The 18,565-nt window shown below is 65.8% G+C and carries 16 protein-coding genes; 8 read left to right on the top strand and 8 right to left on the bottom strand.

Annotated elements, in window-relative coordinates; all coding sequences use genetic code 11:
• Positions 1-33: 33 nt before the first annotated feature.
• The gene (gene purE / locus CQ040_RS13660) at positions 34-501 is read left to right on the top strand and encodes a 5-(carboxyamino)imidazole ribonucleotide mutase (protein WP_105526954.1); all 468 of its coding nucleotides are present in this window, start codon (positions 34-36) and stop codon (positions 499-501) included.
• A complete protein-coding gene (locus CQ040_RS13655; RefSeq protein ID WP_105526894.1) occupies positions 498-1,946 on the top strand; it encodes an LCP family protein in 1,449 nt (482 codons plus the stop codon). The genes purE and CQ040_RS13655 overlap by 4 nt, the downstream gene beginning before the upstream one ends.
• Positions 1,947-2,234: 288 nt before the next feature.
• On the opposite strand, the gene CQ040_RS13650 is transcribed toward CQ040_RS13655, so the two are convergent.
• Positions 2,235-2,819, bottom strand: a complete 585-nt coding sequence (locus CQ040_RS13650) for a hypothetical protein (RefSeq protein ID WP_105526893.1) — start codon at positions 2,817-2,819, stop codon at positions 2,235-2,237.
• 143 nt (positions 2,820-2,962) lie between these two features.
• Positions 2,963-4,726 carry a DUF4012 domain-containing protein gene (locus tag CQ040_RS13645; protein WP_105526892.1) on the bottom strand — a complete coding sequence of 588 codons (1,764 nt, stop codon included), beginning with the start codon at positions 4,724-4,726 and terminating at the stop codon, positions 2,963-2,965.
• Positions 4,727-4,848: 122 nt separating this feature from the next.
• On the opposite strand from CQ040_RS13645, the gene CQ040_RS13640 reads away from it, so the two are divergent.
• Positions 4,849-5,922, top strand: coding sequence for a glycosyltransferase (locus CQ040_RS13640; protein ID WP_105526891.1), 1,074 nt, complete (start codon positions 4,849-4,851; stop codon positions 5,920-5,922).
• A 1-nt stretch (position 5,923) separates the two neighbouring features.
• Here the strand turns inward: CQ040_RS13640 and CQ040_RS13635 are convergent, their stop codons facing one another.
• A complete protein-coding gene (locus tag CQ040_RS13635) occupies positions 5,924-6,673 on the bottom strand; it encodes an ABC transporter ATP-binding protein (RefSeq protein ID WP_051251252.1) in 750 nt (249 codons plus the stop codon).
• A complete protein-coding gene (locus tag CQ040_RS13630; RefSeq protein WP_105526953.1) occupies positions 6,657-7,493 on the bottom strand; it encodes an ABC transporter permease in 837 nt (278 codons plus the stop codon). Before CQ040_RS13630 ends, CQ040_RS13635 begins: the two co-directional genes overlap by 17 nt.
• Positions 7,494-7,727: 234 nt before the next feature.
• Between CQ040_RS13630 and CQ040_RS13625 the strand changes: the two genes are divergently transcribed.
• The 3 genes from CQ040_RS13625 to CQ040_RS13615 are packed head-to-tail and all read left to right on the top strand — an operon-like array spanning position 7,728 to position 12,240.
• The gene (locus CQ040_RS13625; protein WP_105526890.1) at positions 7,728-9,413 is read left to right on the top strand and encodes a glycosyltransferase; all 1,686 of its coding nucleotides are present in this window, start codon (positions 7,728-7,730) and stop codon (positions 9,411-9,413) included.
• On the top strand, positions 9,410-10,309 hold the full coding sequence (locus tag CQ040_RS13620) for a glycosyltransferase family 2 protein (RefSeq protein ID WP_258131363.1): 900 nt from the start codon (positions 9,410-9,412) through the stop codon (positions 10,307-10,309). The genes CQ040_RS13625 and CQ040_RS13620 overlap by 4 nt, the downstream gene beginning before the upstream one ends.
• Positions 10,306-12,240, top strand: coding sequence for a DUF6541 family protein (locus CQ040_RS13615; RefSeq protein ID WP_105526888.1), 1,935 nt, complete (start codon positions 10,306-10,308; stop codon positions 12,238-12,240). Before CQ040_RS13620 ends, CQ040_RS13615 begins: the two co-directional genes overlap by 4 nt.
• On the opposite strand, the gene CQ040_RS13610 is transcribed toward CQ040_RS13615, so the two are convergent.
• Positions 12,224-13,480 carry a glycosyltransferase family 4 protein gene (locus CQ040_RS13610; protein ID WP_105526887.1) on the bottom strand — a complete coding sequence of 419 codons (1,257 nt, stop codon included), beginning with the start codon at positions 13,478-13,480 and terminating at the stop codon, positions 12,224-12,226. The genes CQ040_RS13615 and CQ040_RS13610 overlap by 17 nt on opposite strands.
• 54 nt (positions 13,481-13,534) lie before the next feature.
• Between CQ040_RS13610 and CQ040_RS13605 the strand changes: the two genes are divergently transcribed.
• Positions 13,535-14,383, top strand: coding sequence for a glycosyltransferase family 2 protein (locus CQ040_RS13605; protein WP_105526886.1), 849 nt, complete (start codon positions 13,535-13,537; stop codon positions 14,381-14,383).
• The gene (locus CQ040_RS13600; RefSeq protein ID WP_105526885.1) at positions 14,376-15,299 is read left to right on the top strand and encodes a glycosyltransferase family 2 protein; all 924 of its coding nucleotides are present in this window, start codon (positions 14,376-14,378) and stop codon (positions 15,297-15,299) included. Before CQ040_RS13605 ends, CQ040_RS13600 begins: the two co-directional genes overlap by 8 nt.
• Positions 15,300-15,302: 3 nt before the next feature.
• On the opposite strand, the gene CQ040_RS13595 is transcribed toward CQ040_RS13600, so the two are convergent.
• From CQ040_RS13595 to CQ040_RS13585, 3 genes are read right to left on the bottom strand one after another with little or no spacing between them, the layout of a single operon-like run.
• A complete protein-coding gene (locus CQ040_RS13595) occupies positions 15,303-15,695 on the bottom strand; it encodes a DUF2304 domain-containing protein (RefSeq protein WP_105526884.1) in 393 nt (130 codons plus the stop codon).
• Positions 15,696-15,706: 11 nt separating this feature from the next.
• On the bottom strand, positions 15,707-16,444 hold the full coding sequence (locus CQ040_RS13590; RefSeq protein WP_105526883.1) for a glycosyltransferase family 2 protein: 738 nt from the start codon (positions 16,442-16,444) through the stop codon (positions 15,707-15,709).
• A gap of 37 nt (positions 16,445-16,481) precedes the next feature.
• Complete coding sequence (locus CQ040_RS13585; protein ID WP_105526882.1) at positions 16,482-18,560, bottom strand: hypothetical protein; 2,079 nt, start codon at positions 18,558-18,560, stop codon at positions 16,482-16,484.
• Positions 18,561-18,565 lie beyond the last annotated feature (5 nt).

The following is an 18,565-nucleotide window of genomic DNA, read 5'->3' as shown; positions in this document are numbered from 1 at the left end:
CACTCTTCCGCCGCGCCTCTGGTCGGCGTCGTGATGGGATCCGACTCCGACTGGCGCGTGATGAGCGATGCCTCTCAAGCGCTCACGGACTTCGGCATCCCGCACGAAGTCGAGGTCGTCTCGGCGCATCGGACTCCGGACAAGCTCATGTCGTATGCGCGCGAGGCGCGGTCGCGCGGTATCCTCGTCATCATCGCCGGAGCCGGGGGAGCAGCCCATCTTCCGGGAATGCTCGCCTCGATGACGCCGCTCCCCGTCGTCGGAGTTCCGGTGCCGCTCGCGTACCTCGACGGTATGGATTCCCTTCTTTCGATCGTGCAGATGCCTGCAGGAATCCCGGTGGCGACGGTGTCCATCGGGGGCGCCCGCAACGCCGGTCTCCTCGCCGCAAGGATTCTCGGAACCTCGGACACCGCTCTCGCCGACCGTGTCGAAGAGTACGCCCGTGACCTCGAGGCGCAGGTCGAGACGAAGAACGAACGGCTGAAGGGTTCGCTGTGACCCTTGCGCCTCCGCGCGCAACACGGCGCCCGCTCATCGAGACTCGGCCGCTGAGGCATCCCGACTCCGCCGATTCGGGGATGATGGCCAAGCGCGGCTGGTGGCTGGTCGCGATGAACCTTCTCGTGCCCGGATCTGCACAGGTTCTCGCAGGCAATCGTCGGCTCGGGCGCTTCGGTATCGGCGCGACGATGCTCTCCTGGTTCCTGGCGATCGTGGCGTTGGGGCTCGCGCTCTTCGCTCGCCCCGTCCTGCTGTGGCTCACGATCGGCGGCGGATTCTTCTCCGCCGCGGTCTTGACGATAGTGCAGGTGCTGTTGGTGGGGTACGTCGTGCTCTGGGTCGTGCTGACGTTCGACACGCTGCGTATCGTCCGGCTCGTGAAGGTGCCCGGCGTCGCGCGACTCGCCATCCCGGTCGTGGCGCTGGTGCTGCTGGGACTGGTCGGAGGTAGTGCTGGTTATGCCGCGACCGCCGTCGGATCGGTACGCAACACCATCGGCTCGATCTTCGGACAGAGCGGCCCCAGCGTGGCACCCAGCGACGGGTACTACAACATCCTCCTGCTCGGTGCGGACAGCGGCGACGGTCGTGATTCGATGCGATTCGACAGCATCTCCGTCGTGTCGGTCAACGCCGACACCGGAGCCGTGACCATCACCGGGATCCCGCGTGAGCTTCCGAATGTGCCCTTCAGCGACGGTAGCCCGATGCAGGAGCTGTATCCCAACGGATTCGAGGGCCACGGCTCCTCCACCTGCGGTTGGAACGCCTGGATGAACCACGTGCGCAATGCCGCCGAGGTCTGCCGGGAAGACGGCGGTGAGGGCCTGTATCCCGATGCTGTGGCGAACGGCTCCGAACCGGGTATCGAGGCCACGAAGGACGCAGCAGAAGGAATTCTCGGTATCGAGATCCCGTACTACGTCTTCGTCGACATGCATGGTTTCGCCGAGCTCGTCGATGCCCTGGGCGGCGTCGAGATCGATGTCACAGAGCGGCTGCCCAAGGGCGGCCCGCCAGAGGGGTGGACCGGCAGCGACGTGAACGAGTGGGCCATCGGCTGGATCGAGCCGGGCAAGCAGCGCATGGACGGCGATACCGCTCAGTGGTATGCCCGCTCGCGTTACACGACCAGTGACTGGGATCGGATGAAGCGCCAGCGCGAGCTGCAGGCGGCTATCCTCGCCCAGTTCACGCCGCAGACCGTGCTCACGCGATTCAACGAGGTGGCAGCGGCCGGGACGGCGCTGATCAGCACAGATCTGCCGTCCGACAAGCTTCCCGAGTTCTTCGACCTGATGCTCAAGGCGAAGGAGCAGCAGGTCACCACGATCGAGCTCACACCCGAAGCCGGCGTCGACGAGCATCAGCCTGACTACGCGTACATCCGTGACCTGATGCAGCAGACGCTGCATCCCCCGACTCCGACACCCACGCCCTGATCACCGCGCGCCGCCGCATGGAGGCGGTGCGCGTAGCGAGCTCACGGCGCGGCGGCTGCGGGCGCCGCACGGACTCTCGGTTAGGGCCCGGCGCGTGCTCGCAGCATAGGGGCAGGTGCCGGGCGTGCATGCTCCCCTGCGGGTACGACAAAGCCCACGGCCGCCCACCCGAGGGAGGGGACGGCCGTGGGCTTCCGGTGTTGTCCACCGGATGCACCAGACGACGGTGATCGGAGGGGGAGGGATCACCGTCGTCCAGTCGACCACCGCACGAGGCGGCAGCCGGATCTAGGCGCGCTTGCGGCGAGATACTCCGACTGCGACGAGGGCGCCACCGGCGACCAGCGCCGCGGCTCCGCCACCGAGGACCCACGGCGATACGCTTCCACCGGTGAGCGCGAGTTCGATGGCTCCGCCGGTGAGCGGCAACTCGGAACCCGCAGCGGCGACACCAGGATCGTGATCGCAGCTGGCAGCGGCGTCATGTCCGTGCGAAACCGTGATGGTCGCCGTGTATGAGCGCGAGCCGTTGAAGGCGACGGCATAGGAGCCCTCACCATCGGACGGCGGACGGAACGTGAGCGTCAGGCTGCCGTCGGCAGTGGCGGTGTTCCCCGAGACAGCGGCCTTCCCGGCGTTGTAGCCGGAGACGGACACGTTCACGTTCTCGGACGGAACGAAGTAGCCCGGACCGAACACGATGGTCGAGACTTCGCAGATGTCGATGATCGGGTTACCGACCTTCGCTCCAGGAGGAGTCGGATACGTATCGGACGACGCGGCCGGAACAGTCGGCGCGGCGTTTGCGACAGCGGGCGCCACGAATACGAGTGCGCCAGCGGCAAGGCTGATGGCAGCCAGTTTTTTCAGCATGATTTCTCCCCAGAATTTCACGCGGAATCGCCTTCGGACACACCCCTGCATCCGACTGCGTGGCGTCTTCCTGCCCCCACGGCAGGTTGGCAGACGCCAGATATTCCCCAGTGAGTCGACAGTACCCTAAAGACCTGGGAAAGTCACGAAGCGCACTGGAGAGGCACCCGTTTCGTGTCCGGGTCATTGATCAGCGGCGTGTGCAACACGTCGGTGAGACGTTCTCCTGAGCCCGTCCCCTGGAACTCGATGGTGATCGTCGTCGATTCGCCCGGCGCAAGAGATACTTCGTGTTGCACCACGGACCGGTCGCCGATCATCGCCGTCTGCACGCCGTCCTCTGCCCCATCGCGATCGATGTGGGAAGGAGTCGCTCCTTCCGGCCCGTAGATCGCGATCAGCGTGCGCACGCTGCCGGCAGGTACGCCGTAGAAGCCGTCGGCTGTGACGTACGTCGGCAGAGAGGTTGCGGCGTCCGCCGGAGCCGTGTTGGTCCAGGTCACTCGCACCTGCGTCGTCTGATCTCCCTGACAGGTGCCGACCGCCGTGGTGATGGACGCGCGGGTGTAATAGTCCATCTTGCCGCCGGTGGTGTCGTTCATCAGAACACCCACATAGGTGGCGTCGGCGTCGTCGGCTGGGATCGTGCCACCCAGCGCCGACGAGGCGAGCACAGCCTCCTCGTCCTCGTGGGCGCTCCAGATCCGGATGCGTCCCTCAGCGGCCGAATCCGCCAGCGCGCCGATCATCGCCTGGGGATCGCCGCCGGCAAGCGCTGCACCGAACAGTGCGCTTGCGACCTGCGCGAAGATCTGGTCCTGTACTGCGGGGTCTGGGACGGCGGCGTAGATCTCCGAGAGGAGGATGTCGGTGATGTTGTCGGAGGTCGCGGTGAACGGGCCGAAGTTGAGATCGCCGGTGACGGACATCAGATGCTTCGCGACGACGGCGTCCACGGCGATGACGCCGTCGACTGTGCCGCCGAATCGACCTTCCCAGCGTGCGGCGATGGTGTGGCCCGCTTCTGCGAAATCCGGAATGCTCGTGATGTTCTGCAGATACCGTCCTGGGCGATCTTCGAACAGTGCAATCGTGGAATCGCTGAGCGGAAGAGAAGCGTCGAGTGGCGGGAAGTCCCGCGTCGACGCCTGGGTCTGGAGAGTGATCTTGCCGTTCTCGGCGTGCAGCAGCGCGATCGAGCCGATGATCCCGCCGGACGAGCGCAGCTCCGCGTTGTTCTGCATCGCGAGCACATAGTTTCGCGGACCCTCGCCGCCGAGCATCGTCGGCAGCAGAACGGCTGCGCCGTGGAGGGACCCGACCACGGTCGCAGCTTCTGTGACCGATGAGCGAAGCTGGCTGACGGCATCGGCGAGAGGCGGGAGCGTGGCACCTGCGTCGATGCGTCGTGCCTGCAGCGCTGCGGCGCTGAGCGCGGTGTCGGCGGCGCCGAGCGGCTCGGCGATCTCTGCGAACGGCGCGAGATCGATGGTTCCGCCGGCGAATCCGAGGCTGGCGAGGTCGAAGTCCGCCGCCACATCGAGGAGAGGAGTGAGAGCATCGGACGACACGTCGTCGGCGATCTCGGCTATCTCGCTCACGGCACGGAAGTTCGGTCCGATCCACGGTAGCGCGCCGAATGCCTGCCACACGGGGTCGGACGTGAGGTCGTGAGCGGAGGCTGCGTTGTTCGCGATGCTCCTGGCGATGGGCTTCCCGCCGTCGAGGTCGCCGGCGGCGATCGCTCCCTTCAGCTGGGAGGCGCCCTTGGCGACCTGCTGGAGGTCGTTCACCGCGCCGATGCCCCGGATCGTGACCCATCCGACCGCGATGAGCAGCAGGGACACCAGAACGCCGACGGTCCACCCGATCCATCGGCGCCGGACGGGAAGTCGACCATCGCTCATTCGAGCATTCAAGCATGAACCGCTGTTGCGGTGGTGGGCGCAATCTGTGCGAACGCTGACATTCGAGCGGCGCGGGCGGTGCGCTCCGCTGAGGAGTGGTGCCGCGAGGATAGCCTGTTGGCATGGGTGCTCGGCTGCGTGTTGTTCTGGATCAGCTCGTGCATGTCGTCGACGCGGATCAGGCGCACGCCTCGATCGATCTCGCCGCCGGGCTGATCTCCACGGCGCCGTCAGGGTGCTCGGTGGACGCCATAGTCCCTGCGGGGGCCGCCGTGCCGTTGGCAGGCGTCGGCGATGTACGCAGGCTCGGTCTCGGACGCCGTGAACTCGCCGCGTCCTGGCAACTCGGTATCGCGCCTGGCGTCGGCGGTGGACTCATCCACTCGCCCACGTTGATGGCGCCTCTGGTGCGCCACGATCGTGTGCACGACAACGATCAGACCACCGTTACGTTGTGGGATCTGCGGGCCTGGGATGCTCCGGAGCTGCTGCCGAAGGGTGTGGTGGCGTGGCAGCGCGGCATGCTTCGACGTGCGGTGCGGCATGCCGACGCGGTGGTGGTGCCTTCGCACGCTGTCGCAGAGCGGCTGTCGGAGCTTGCGAAGCTCGGAGACAGGGTCCGTGTCATCGCCGGTGCCGCGCCGCAGGAGTTCGCCGCACCGCACGATGCCATCGAGCGTCGCGCTGCGCTCTCTCTTCCGGGCGAGTATGTGGTGCTCACCGGGTCTTCTACGAGCCTGGCAGAGGGCTTCCGGGGTGCGATGGCAGCAGGCGTCGACGCCGTGGTCCTCGACGCCCCCGATGGCGCAGAGCCCCGCTACGCCGAGGCTGCCTCTGCCGCCGGTCTGCCCGAGCGACGTGCGCATGTGCGGGGCGCGTTGTCTATCGAGGATCGTGCCGCGGTCCTCGATGGAGCCTCCGCCTACGTCGCGACGGGTGCGGTAGCCGGTTGGCCGTGGCGCGCGGTCGAAGCGATGGCTCTCGGCATCCCCGTCGTCGCGGTGGACAGCGGCTCCCACCGTGACGTCCTCGCTGACGGCGGGATGCTGGTTCCCGCCGCCGCTATCTCAGACGCCGTCGCCGAAGCGACCGCGGGGGCCGCGAGCCGACTCCGCGTGCTCGCGGCAGATCGCTCTCGGGCCTTCTCCTGGGCCAGCTCCGCGGAGCGCCTCTGGGGCCTGCACGCCGACTTGTGACCTAAGCCCGCATCAACTCGACGGCGTCCTTGCTCGGGCCGTCGAAGCGGATCTTTCCGCCCTGGAGCAGGATGCCCCGCTCGCACAGGTTCGAGACCATGTTCAAGTCGTGGCTGACGACGACGAGGGTCTTGCCCTTCGCGTGGAGTTCGCGGACACGGGCCAGGCACTTCTTCTGGAAGGGCTCGTCGCCGACCGAGAGGATCTCGTCGATGAGGAGCACATCCATCTCGGTGTGGATCGCCACGGAGAACGCCAGACGCAGGAACATACCGGAGGAGTAGTGCTTCACCTCGGTGTCGATGAACTTCTCGATCTCGCTGAAGGCGACGATCTCGTCGTAGCGAGCCTCGGTCTCCTTCTTGGTCATACCGAGGATCGCGGCGTTGAGGAAGATGTTCTCCCGGCCGGAGAGGTCCGGGTGGAATCCGGCGCCGACTTCGATGAGTCCGGCGACGCGGCCCCGCGTGAGCGCAGCGCCGCTGTCGGGCTCGAGAACACCGGAGATCAGCTTGAGCATGGTGGACTTGCCGGATCCGTTGAATCCGAGCAGCGCGACGGACTCGCCTTCGCCGATCGAGAACGAGACGCCGTCGAGGGCATGGAAGTTCGTCGTGAGGGGCTTGCGACGGATCGCCGCGAGTGCGGTCTCCTTGATGGAGTGCGTGTGGCGGAGCTTGAAGGTCTTGTGGACGTCGTCGATGACGACGCGCGGCAGGGTCTGCGTCTGGGGCTCAGAGATCTTGGGCAAAGCGGCCCTCCAGTCGGCGGAAGACGAGCTGGCCGATGACCAGCGCGGCGAGGGATGTCACGAGAGCGATCAGTCCGTACATCCAGAGATCGGGGAGGGGAGAGGCATCGCCGGGGCCGAGGGGGAACCAGATGCCGTAGTGGAACAGCTCGACCGCGGCGGTGATCGGGTTCAGCCGGTAGAGGACGAAGAGCCACTCCGGTGCGACACGGGCGACCTGCGTCCACTCGTACATCACCGGCGACGCCCAGATCGCGACCATCACGATGATCTCGACGAAACTCTGCGCGTCGCGGAACGTGACGTTGATCGCGCCGAAGAAGAGCCCGAGCCCGCTCGCCAGGACAGCGATGATCACCAGCGCGAGCACGATGGCGGCGACGGAGGCGAGGGAGGGGGCCCATCCGAAGAAGAGGGAGATCCCCACCACGACGATGATCTGCGGGACGGTGTTCACCGCGGCGATCATCATGCTCGCGATCGGGAACATCTCGCGAGGGAGGTAGATCTTCTTGATGAGGGCGGCATTGTCCACGAGGGAGCGTGTGCCGTTCGAGAAGGCCTCGTTGAAGAACGTCACGACGGTGATGCCCGAGAGCAGATAGATCGGGAAGAACTCCACCCGGTCGTTCAGCCCGAGGAACACACCGATGGCGACGAAGAAGACGACGAACTGGACGAGCGGCTTCACATAGGACCAGAGCCAACCGAAGATCGAACCTCGGTATCTGATCTGCACTTCCTTCCGCACGATGAGCGAGAGGAGATAGCGCTGTCGGAAGACTTCGAGAAGCCCTCGATTCGCGCCGGGAGTCGTCATCCTCTGCGCATCGAGCGTGCGAGCCTGTTGCACCGCGAATCCACCTTCCGTATGCGCCGACCGTCTCGCGCGCACCGAAAGCAATCATACGAGTGACTCTGTGCAGTACCTGGCAATGCCGACCTGACGATCACGACCGGTTCATGGCTCAGGGGAGGCCCAGGGTGGGGCGTGGCGTCGCTGATAAGCTCGCCGAGGTCTGTGCGTCCGTCGATCCGAAAGCAACCGTTACTCGTGACACTTCTGCAAGCTCTCGATCAACCGGCCCTCTTCCGCTTCTCGGATGAGGGCACGGGAACGGATCTCTCGTTGCGGGAGCGTCGCCTGCTGGTCGGGGCCCTGAACTTCCACGCGCTGATGGCACCCGAGAGGGCTCTCCGTGTGCATCTCTACGACGGCACTCGGGAGACGCCGCCGCGGCTGACCGATGACAGCACCTTCGACGGGATGTCGCGTTTCAACCGTCGCCGCCTGAGCTCCTTCGACGCTGTCAGCACTGTCGCGCCGGAAACGCGCAGGGAGCATCCTTCCGAAGCCGCGTCGACGGCGCTCTCGGCTTCGTCTGTGCGCCACCTGCACGTGTCGGGTGACGTCGTCCTGGAATCCGACCCCTATCAGGCGCCGCGTCAGGATCTGATCGGCCGCGTGGCTCGGCAGGTGAAGGCGCGCGCGCCCCTCTTCTACGACGATCTCCGCGATCTGTCCCTGCTTCGCTTCCAACGCCAGCTGAACACCGCCGTGAAGCGCCGTCGTTACGAGTCCGAGTTCCTCGCGGGAGGGCTCCACGAAGACGACGTCATCGTCCCGGCGGCACCGGCCCCTCAGGACGCGCAGAAGGCCGTGATCATCGGCCTGCACTGGTTCCAGCTGGGTGGTGCTGAACTCTGGGCGTTCGAGACGGTGAAGCTCGTGCGCGAGGCCGGATTCCTGCCGATCGTGCTGACGAACCGGGACTCCCATCAGCCGTGGATCACGCGGCCCGAGCTCGATGGCGCGCTGCTCATCCCGTTCTCGGAGCCCACGGTCGAGTCGCAGACACCCGGCGTCGAGCAGCTTCTGCGGGCTCTGCTGCGTACCTTCGACGTGCGCGGCGTCGTGATCCACCACAACCAGTGGCTCTACGATCGCGTCGCGTGGATCGCTGCTTCGCGTCCGGACATCCCGATCATCGACAGCACCCACATCGTGGAGTACAGGGGTGGCGGTTACCCTTTGAGCAGCGCGATCGCAGCCAACTCGATGACGAAGCACCATGTCATCTCGCCGAGTCTCGCCCGCTGGATGACCGAGGTTCAGGGGGTGTCGGCTGAGCGCGTGGTGATGGCTCCGCTCGGCGGCCTCACGGTGAAGCCTAAGGACGCGATCTTCCGGTCCCGGGTCGAAGGGGACGTCTTCACCGTCGCGTTCATCGGTCGACTGGCGCGGCAGAAGGCTCCCGAAGTCTTCGTCGCCATGGCTCATCGCCTCAAGCGCCAAGGTTACAAGGTTCGGGTCATCCTCCACGGCGACGGCGAGCTCGCCGGCTGGGTCGACGACATCATCGAAACCGCTGAGATGACGGCCGACATCGTCCGACGCACATCCCAGACGCCGGTCGCTGAAACTCTCGACGAAGCACATGTCCTGGTGGTGTCGTCCCACAACGAAGGTCTCACACTCACTACGCTCGAGGCGATCGCCCACGGCGTGCCGGTGGTCTCGACGGATGTGGGTGCGCAGCGCGACATCGTCCCGCCGGCGGCTCTGGTACCGCGCTTCTCGCACAGCGCTGCACGGCGTCTCGCCGACGCCGTCGCGCCGCTCATCGGGGACGAGACCGCCAGGGAATCCCTCTGGCGCAAGGAGCGCAAAGCAGAGAAGAAGCTGCTGTCGCAGCAGTCCGCGAGTTCGTGGTTCAAGGAAGAGGTGAGCTCGTGGTGAGCGTCGCAGCAGTCGTCGTCACATTCAACCGGCTGGAGAAGCTGAAGACAGTGCTGGCCTCTATCGCGGCGCAGACTCACGCGGTGGAGACGCTCTTCGTTATCGACAACGCCTCCACAGACGGCACTGCCGACTATCTGACCGGCCTCGATCTGGCGGTTCCGGTCGAGGTCATCACGATGGCGACGAACTCAGGTGGAGCCGGAGGTTTCACCGAGGGGATGCGGCGCGGATACGGCTCGGGGGCCGACCACGTCTGGATCATGGACGACGACTGCTACCCGAAGCCCGACGCACTCGCCGCACTGATCGCCGGATTCGGCGATGCCGTGGCGGAACTCGGTCCTGACGTGCCGTTCGCCTGCTCGGTGGTCGAGTTCACCGATGGCAGCATCTGTGAGATGAACAATCCTGTTCCCACATGGGACTGGGGCCGGCTCCTGGTCAAGGGGCAGCAGAACGTGATGGTCACGGCATGCTCGTTCGTGTCTGTGCTTATCCCGCGTTGGGCGATCGCCGAGTTCGGGTTCCCGTACGCGGAGTACTTCATCTGGTTCGATGACCGCGAGTACACGCTGCGCCTCACGGGACGTTGCCCCGGGGTTCAGGTGCTCGACAGCTCCGTGGTTCACGACATGGGAGACAACCGCGGTGTGAACTTCGCGATGGTCGACCGGAAGAGCCTGTGGAAGTTCGCGTACGGTGTGCGCAACGAGGCGTCGTGGCAGCTGCACCACCGGGGAATCCTGCACTACTTCGAATTCGGTGCGCGTCTGTTCGTGAGCCTGCATCGTGGACGCGTCCCGCTGGACCTGCGTGCCCGACTTCTCGGCAAGTGGCTTCGAGGGATCACTTTCAACCCGAAGGTGCAGTACCCCGAGGCGGCCCAGGCGTGAGCTGGCTCGAGGCGATACCTGTCATCCTCGTCTCGGCAGCAGTCCTCGTCCTCCCGGGGTATGTCATCGCGCGAGCGCTGTCGCTGCGCGGACTCTGGGCATGGGGAGTTGCAGCTCCGGCCTCGGTGAGCGCCATCGTCCTGGCCTCACTCGGCGCGGGCCTGCTGGGAATTCCGTGGTCCGTGCTGCCGGTGCTCATCGCCACCCTGGCTCTCGCGGCCATCGCGCTCGTCGTTGCGCGGTTCGGACGCGAACCGAGAGCGGCTCGAATCGTCCGCATCCGCTCGCGTCGCACCGCAGCCGTTGTGGGAGCGTTCGCACTCGCTGCAATCGTGTTCGGGATCCAGATCGCGCTCGTCGTGGGGTCGCCGGAGAACATCTCGCAGACCTTCGACAACGTCTTCCACCTGAATGCCGCGCGCTATATTCTCGACACCGAGAACGCCTCTCCGATGAGTGTCGGCGGGATGACCAGTGCTCCCGGCGTCACAGCCTTCTATCCGGCGGCATGGCACGCGGTCGTCGCGCTCGTCGTGCAGCTCACCGGAGCGACGATCATGGTCGCGACGAATGCGGTGGCGATCGCGACGGCGGCTGTCGTGTGGCCGGCAACCGTCGTGCTTCTCACGGTGGTCCTGTTCGGAAAGCGCCTCTCGGTCGTCCTGAGCGCCGTGCTCCTGAGCGGCCTTCTCCCGGCCTTCCCCCTGATGATGATCGACTACGGCGTGCTGTACCCGTATCTGCTCGGCGTCAGCCTCGTGCCCGCAGGGTTGGCCGCAGTCATCCAACTCGTCCGACTCGATGGCGACAGCGACGTGATTCCGAACGCGACGCTCGTCCTCGTGATCCTGGGACTGATTCCCGGCATCGCGGTGGCGCATCCCGGTGCACTCGTCGCCTGGATCTTGCTCGGCATGATCGTGGTGTCCATCGCCTTCATCGGATTCCTTCGCACCCGGCCCGAGCGTCGTCGGCTGATCTTCACATCGATCGCCTTCGGGGTGCTGGCCGTTGCCAGTATCGCCGCCTGGCGCGTGCTCCGTCCACCGGCTGAGGCGCGAGGTTGGCCGACCGAGCAGACGATCAGTCAGGCTCTCGGACAGGCGCTCACGCTCTCACCGCGGTATGAGCTCATACCGTTGCTGGTCGCCGTGCTCTTCATCGTCGGGGTGATCGTGGCGGTGAGACGGCGCCGGCGCAGCGATATCGTCGCGCTGGTGCTCATGCTCGCCGTCATCACGCTCTACGTCGTCGCCAGCGCGCTGTCGTTCCACCCGCTGCGCGATCTGATCACGGCTGCGTGGTACAACAATGCGCCGCGTCTCGCGGCGCTCCTGCCGATCATCGCGATTCCGATCGCGGCGGTCGGAACCGCCGCGGTGGTGGCAAAGGTACGCGCCGTGATGCGGCAATCGCCCGTGCGGCGTTCGGTGGTCGTCGGATCCGTCGCGGTCGCCGTCGTGCTCGTCGGGGGCCAGGCGTTGGCCATGGCCCAGGCGATGCAGACCGCCTCGGCAGCTTATGCGTACACCGAGACGTCTCCGCTCGTCTCGACGGACGAGCGGGACCTGCTCGAGCGGCTCGCCGACGAGGTTCCGGAGGACGCGTTGATCATCGGTTCCCCGTGGACGGGCACCGGCATGGCATATGCCTTCGCCGACCGCGAGGTGGTGATGCCGCACATCCTCATGGGAGTGAGTCCCGATGAGCAGGAGATCATGGACGAGCTCTCGCGAAGCGGATCGGCGGGGGAAGTCTGCGAGGCCGTCGAAAGGTCGGGAGTCGATTACGTCCTCGACTTCGGCACGCAGGAGATCCACGGAGCCGAGCACGCGTACCGTGGTCTGGAACGACTGGCGCGCTCCGACCTCCTCACGATGATCGACTCCGAAGGCGATGCCGTGCTCTACGAGATCACCGGCTGCGACTGACTCCCCGCTCAGGCTGCGGGCCCAAGATTCCGGTGTAGACGCTTCTGAGTCGATCTTGGAACGCTTCCAGGCCGTAGACCGAAACGGCCCAGGTCCTCGCCGCCGCTGCGGTTCGATCCCCGTCTCCGTGCAGGGCGCTGATCACCGCGTCGGCGAACCCCTCAGCGTCGTCGACGACGGCATGGAGCATGTTCGCTGCCTCGATACCTTCTGCGCCGACCTCGGTAGCCACGGTCGGGATGCCCCACAGCATGGCCTCGATCGTCTTGAACTTCACTCCGGCGCCGTTGCGCAGCGGAACGACGCAGACATCCGCGCTCGCATACACGGCATCGAACGAGTCGACTGCACCGGTGACCTCCACGCCGATGGAGCCGGAGGCTGCGGCGTGAAGAGCTGAACTGGGATGCGCCCCGGCGATCCGGAACCGTGCATCGGGCACAGCCTCGATCACGCGCGGCCAGACGGCGGCCAGGAACCAACGTGCCGCTTCGTCGTTGTCCGGCCTGTTCATCGCTCCGGTGAAGAGCACCGTCCTGGAGGTCGTCGGGCTCGCCTGAGGATGCTCGGGCGGAACGGGGAAACCGGGATGGACGACCACAGGGACCGCGGAGCTCGCCAGCTCGCGCACCAGAATCGCATCCTTCTCGCTGAAGGTGATCACCGCATCCACGTCGCCGAACGAACGACGCTCCCGGCGTCTGCTCGCGCGTGCGGCAGCGGAGAAAGCGAGGCGTCTGAGCGGGTTCGTCGCCTGCCCCGCTGCTCGTGCCCAGCGCTGCGAGATGACGTCGTGCGCGATGACGACGGTCTTCGCCTCCGGCGCGAGGCGCCGTACTACTCGGCTGAGGCTGGACATCTCCGACCACTGGTACTCGATGATGTCGGCTGCGGCCAGCGAAGTCCGCGCATCGGCGTCCCTCTTCAGGGCGTGCCGGAACCACGGATGCGCGCTGCTCCCCGCGACCACCGACTGGAGGTCGGCCAGGGGCTTGAGCGTGTCCTTCGACAGCGGACTGCGACTCTGCAGCAGCTGGTAGTCAAGGTCGGGCGCAGTCTCCGCCGCGTCGCGATTCAATCGAGTCGATGGCGCGATGATGCGGATCCCGAACACATCGCGGAGTGCCCGATAGTGCTGCAGTGCGTATTGGCCTCCGGCATGACGGATACCCTCGAAGGGAAGATACTTCGAGACGCTGACCAGTGACGGAAGAGCGGGCGAATCGGACGATCTGGACATATTAGCTAGCCTAGGCGTGGTCGCCTTCAGGCGACTGAAGGAGGAACCACGCGAATGAGCGACTATGCGGCGCTGATCATCGGCTACCGCCGCCCTGACCTCGTCAGGGAGGTGCTCGCGCGACTGGATTCTCAGGTGATTCCCTGTGCCCAGGTCATCATCGTGGACAACGGAGGTGACCTTCCCGAAGACGTGCTCAGCGATGTGGGCGGTCGGACTCCCGTGCTGATCCGGCGCGGCGACAACCCCGGGTATGGGGCGGCCGTCAACCTCGCTCTCGAGGTGTGTGAGCAACAGGGGATCGAGAACCTTCTGGTCCTCACCCACGATGCCTGGTTCGAACAGAATCTCAGCGCCCGGATGCTGAACGCGCTCGAGCACATGTCCGATGTGGGTGCGGTGGCGCCGACGCTGTACTGGGTGTCACGGCCGGAGGTCGTGTTCTCGGCGGGTGGGGTGCTGACGAAGGGTGGTCGCGCCTACCATCATGTCTCGGTTCCCGCTTCGGGGCTTCGTGACGTCGACTGGGTCGACGGTGCCGTTGTGATGTATCGGACGCAGGCGCTGCGCGAGATCGGGGGCATGGAGGAGATGTACTTCCTGTACTTCGAGGACGTCGACACCGGATGGGCGCTCAAGCAGCACGGATGGCGGACTGTCGTGCTCGATGTGCGGGCGGCACAGGAGCCGGGAGCGCACCCGCTGCGGCTCGGCGTGCGGAACATGGCATTGTTCGCGCGCAAGGCCGGACTGGGGCGGGTGCGCAGCACGTTCGCGGTCGGCAGGCGTGCGGCAGAGGAACTGATCGTGGCATGGCGTCGAACGGGAAACGTTCCCGCTCGTGAGGCCTGGAACGGATGGCGGGACGCGCGAGCGGGACGCACCGGGAAGATCGATGACTGAGCGCGACGATGTGATGATCGACGTCATGCTGCCGTACTACAGCCACCCGGATTCGGCGTGGGCGGCCATCCAGTCTGTCCTCGATCAGACGAGTGGTTCCTGGCGGCTCGTGTGCGTGGATGACGCTTACCCCGGTGATTCGATTCGTGAGCGGCTGGAAGCCCTCGGCGATCCCCGGGTCGTGTATGTCAGGAACGAGCAGAATCTGGGTCTGGCGAAGAACTTCAACCGCTGTCTCGATCTCGTCGAGTCGCCCTACTTCGTGATGATGGGGGATGACGATCGGATGCACCCCGATTACGTCCGCGTCCTGTCACGACTCATCGAGAACGCCCCTGATGTCGATGTCTTCCAGCCCGGGGTGAACGTCATCGACGAGTCAGGGAAGTCGGTCCTTCCGCTCGCCGATCGAGTGAAGCGCTGGGTGCGCCCACGCGTGGGGGAGGGCGGCAGCGTACTCAGAGCCCAGCGCATGGCGGAGAGCCTCATCCGGGCGGACTGGGCGTACTTCCCATCGATCGCCTGGAAGAGCGAGGTGGCCCGTTCGCACCGCTTCGATGATCAGTGGGCGGTCGCGCTCGACCTCGGTCTTCTGCTCGATATCGCGCTGGCAGACGGATCGATGCTGGTGACTCACGATGTCGTCTTCGACTATCGCCGGCACCTGCAATCGGTGTCGTCGGTCACCGCTGCGTCGGGGAGCCGGTTCGAGCAGGAAGCTGCGTTCTTCGATGCGTACGCCGCACGCATGCAGGCTCGTGGATGGGCAAGAGCGGCCCGGATCGGCCGGCGCCGCAGCATCTCGAGACTCAACGCCGCGAGTGAGATGCTCCGCGCCGCCCTCGGCGGGGATCTCGCTCGGGCTCGTCGACTCTTGCGGTCGGCGACGAGGCGAAGCGCTCCCGCCGGACGTTAGCGATCAGACCTGCGGCCCTTTGCCCAGTTCATCGAGCCGGGACTCGAGCGCCGTCAGCCGCTGCTGCACTTCGGCGATGTGCGTCTCGGCGAGGCCCGCTTCCTCGGCGAGAACTCTGATCTCCTCCTCGGACGTCGACAGCTCCCACGACAGGTGGAGGGCGACGCCGAGTAGCAGCAGGATCGCGAGCAGGAAGAAGAGGTTCGCGGGAAGCTCGACGCCCAGGACTCCGGTGAGCCAGAACAGGAGTTGCGGGAACACGGATGCCACGAGAGCTGCGACTCCGATGAGGAGCCAGAGTACCGCGTACTTCTCCCTGAGGCGACGTGTCAGCAGCATCCACAGTATGAAGGACAGCAGGATGAGGGAGAGTACGAGCGCTCCGAGAACAACCATGAGGCGCCTTCCTACGCGGCCACGACGGGGGACGAAACGGTGGAGCGTCGGCTCGGACGTCGGACGATCGCCAGCGTCAGGGCGAAGACCGACCGCAGCAGATAGACAGAGGCTGATATCGGTCCCTGGCTGGGTTTGCCGTGCAGGCGAGGGCGCATCGCGACCGGGACCTGAGTAACTGTCAAGCCCGCGTGCACGGCTGCGACGAGCGAATCGAGCGTGTCGCCGAGGTACTCCGCGGGGTAGTAGGTGAGGTACTGGGCGATTGCCCGGCGGTTTCCTGCTCGGAATCCGCTGGTCACGTCCGTCAGCGCCGCGCCGGAGACACGAGAGACCGTTCTCGCGAGGACTCGCATCGCCCATCTCCGGGGCCCACGTGCGACGTAGTCGCCGACCTCGGCGAAGCGCGCACCGATGGAGATGTCTGCGTGGTCGAGCCCGTCGAGCACCCGTTCGATGTCCTGCGGGTTGTGCTGGCCGTCGGCATCGACCTGGATGACGCGGCTGTACCCGTGCCGCGATGCGTACAGGAACCCCGCGCGCATTGCGCCGCCGACACCGAGGTTGAAGGGGAGCCGGACCACGCGTGCTCCGGCGGCTTCGGCGACGGTGCCGGTGGCATCGGTGGAGCCGTCGTCGATGACCAGTACGTCGTAGGCCGGGCATGCCACTGAGATCTCGCGAACCGTCGTCGGGATATTCTGCGCTTCGTTCCAGGCAGGGACGATGATCAGCGTGGTTTCTGGCATGATGCCTCAGCCTACCAAGCCGGCCCGGACGGCGACGCTAGGCGATCGGAGCGCCGACAGGCATCACTGCTGCGAGCCTCCCGGGGATGTTCGCGATGGTCGGCGCCTTGCCGCCGCCGAGCTTCAGCAGCGCCGCATAGGTCGTGATGTGCGCGAGCTGCGACCCGTTCCACAAGAATGCTCGGCCGTCTCCGGGGAACTGCACGACCGTTCCTGCGGGGATCAGGGGTTTCGTGACTCCGAGGACGCCGACCGTGCTGTCCTTCCACGGGGCGAGACGGATCGTGCCGCCGGAGAGGGCGAGCAGGTCGGAGTACGACGAGATGTACTGCAGCTGTCCGTCGAGGAGGCGATATACCTCTCCTCTCTCATCGGTGCGGATGAAGAACGGCTGAGCGAGTGGCGTGTTGTTCGGCGTGAAGGTCGCGCAGTCAGCGGCGCTGAGCGCGGTGACGTTGAATCGGGTGGCCGGCACGGCCCCGGAGATTCGTTGCAGGCCCTTCGTGGTGATGATGTTCGGCGCGCCGTCGCACGTGACGAATGGAGACAGAGGCGTCGCTGCCGGCGTGTATCCGCTCAGCGCTCCAGCAGGAAGCACGGTCACCGAGGCCGACGTGCCGAAGGCGGCCCCGAGGTCGAGGCTGGGCGTGTGGATGAGTGTCGTGCCAGCCGTCGCCAGATACACCGCGGGCTTGTCGACTTCGCGCACCATCGAACGAGGCGTCAGGACAACGCGGCCCTGAGGGAACTTCGCGGCGGGGGCGGGATCCATCGAGGCGACGTATCCGAGCCCGCCACCGGACAGGAAGCGCCAGGTCTCGACACTCGGGACATACCGCTTCTGACCGTTGTCGAGGTAGAAGATCTGGCTGTCGATCCCGACGTGGAAGAGGTTTCCCACATCGTCACCGCGGGGGAACGCGTCGATCAGGGCGGGCTCGAGGTTCACGTATGAGTTGAACGCATACCCGAAATCGAGGATCTGCTTCTCGCTGCCGAACCGGTGGCGAGTACCGTCGGGGTCGATCAGGTAGAGGATCCCCTCGCGGGCGTCGTGCACGTAGCGCGAGATCTGCGAACCCAGAGGAATGGTCTTGAGGTAGGAGGCGGGCACCTGGCTCACGGCGCCGAGCTTGGCGGAGAACGCCCGCAGGTCATCAGCCGTCCTGATGTGGAAGCGGTATCCGCCGGACAACAGATACACCTCGGGGCCGTCACCGCGCACGATCACGGAAGTGCTCCGCTGCGTGCTGCCGAACCAGTCGGTGAAGTACTGGTAGAAGTTCCGATTGCCGTAGGCGGAGCATGCGTCGCCCGAGCCGTACCCGGCGTTGAGCGCAGCGCGGTTCGGCTGATACGGCGTGTAGTAGTACAGCGCCGCCGTCGCGATGTTCTCGATGTACACCGGTGCGGACCCGCAGTTGAACTTCGGCTCCGGGTTGAACAGGATGTTCCATGTGCGACCGGGAGCGTAGTACGTGAACCAGCGGCCCTCGGCGTAGATCTTCATCTGCCGTGCCGCGTAATAGACCTGGTAGAAGAATCCGCTGTACGCAGGGTCGCACGCGGCACCGTCGGGGCATCCCTGACCCATCGCGATGTTGTAGCGACCCGGGGATGGGTTGGGGTAGGTGACCAGGCTCTGCTCCTTCTGGAGCATCACGATGAGCACCTGGGGGTTGATGCCGCACGACTTGGAGACCTTGTCGATGATGGTCGCCGCCGATTCGTTGCCGGCACCGGCGTAGCCGTTGCAGTAGGCGTCGGCGGAACGATTCGGCGTGTTCTGCCGGTAGTCCTTGAGGCAGACGAAGCCCGCACGGCAGGTGGGGCCCTTGCTCCGCAGGAACGAGTCGATCTGTCCAGCGTTCATCGTCGCGGCGTTGAAGAACACCGCGTCGGCGATGATATTCCCCGGCCGGAAGAGGGACAGGTCCGCGGTCTTGACGATGTCGGTCGCTACGGGCGCGGATTGCGTGGGTGCCACGGCGGCACTGGCGGGATCACCCCCGGCGGCAGCGCTCGCCGGACTCGCGATCAGAAGGGAGGCAGCAAAGACGACTGCGGAGGCGCTCGCGACGAGCGCGCGCAGGCGTGGGGAGACTGAGCTGGTCACTTGCC

The sequence above is a fragment of the Microbacterium sp. MYb54 genome, from assembly GCF_002979515.1.
Lineage (GTDB): Bacteria > Actinomycetota > Actinomycetes > Actinomycetales > Microbacteriaceae > Microbacterium.
Note: the sequence above shows the minus strand (reverse complement) of the source record. Positions and strands in the feature narration are given on the sequence as shown.

Excerpts from the sequence above, each read along its gene's own strand:
- purE (WP_105526954.1), top strand. The coding sequence starts at position 34 with ATGGGATCCGACTCCGACTGGCGCGTGATGAGCGATGCCTCTCAAGCG.
- CQ040_RS13650 (WP_105526893.1), bottom strand. The coding sequence starts at position 2,819 with ATGCTGAAAAAACTGGCTGCCATCAGCCTTGCCGCTGGCGCACTCGTA.
- CQ040_RS13645 (WP_105526892.1), bottom strand. The coding sequence starts at position 4,726 with ATGAGCGATGGTCGACTTCCCGTCCGGCGCCGATGGATCGGGTGGACC.
- CQ040_RS13640 (WP_105526891.1), top strand. The coding sequence starts at position 4,849 with ATGGGTGCTCGGCTGCGTGTTGTTCTGGATCAGCTCGTGCATGTCGTC.
- CQ040_RS13630 (WP_105526953.1), bottom strand. The coding sequence starts at position 7,493 with ATGACGACTCCCGGCGCGAATCGAGGGCTTCTCGAAGTCTTCCGACAG.
- CQ040_RS13610 (WP_105526887.1), bottom strand. The coding sequence starts at position 13,480 with ATGTCCAGATCGTCCGATTCGCCCGCTCTTCCGTCACTGGTCAGCGTC.
- CQ040_RS13605 (WP_105526886.1), top strand. The coding sequence starts at position 13,535 with ATGAGCGACTATGCGGCGCTGATCATCGGCTACCGCCGCCCTGACCTC.
- CQ040_RS13600 (WP_105526885.1), top strand. The coding sequence starts at position 14,376 with ATGACTGAGCGCGACGATGTGATGATCGACGTCATGCTGCCGTACTAC.
- CQ040_RS13595 (WP_105526884.1), bottom strand. The coding sequence starts at position 15,695 with ATGGTTGTTCTCGGAGCGCTCGTACTCTCCCTCATCCTGCTGTCCTTC.
- CQ040_RS13590 (WP_105526883.1), bottom strand. The coding sequence starts at position 16,444 with ATGCCAGAAACCACGCTGATCATCGTCCCTGCCTGGAACGAAGCGCAG.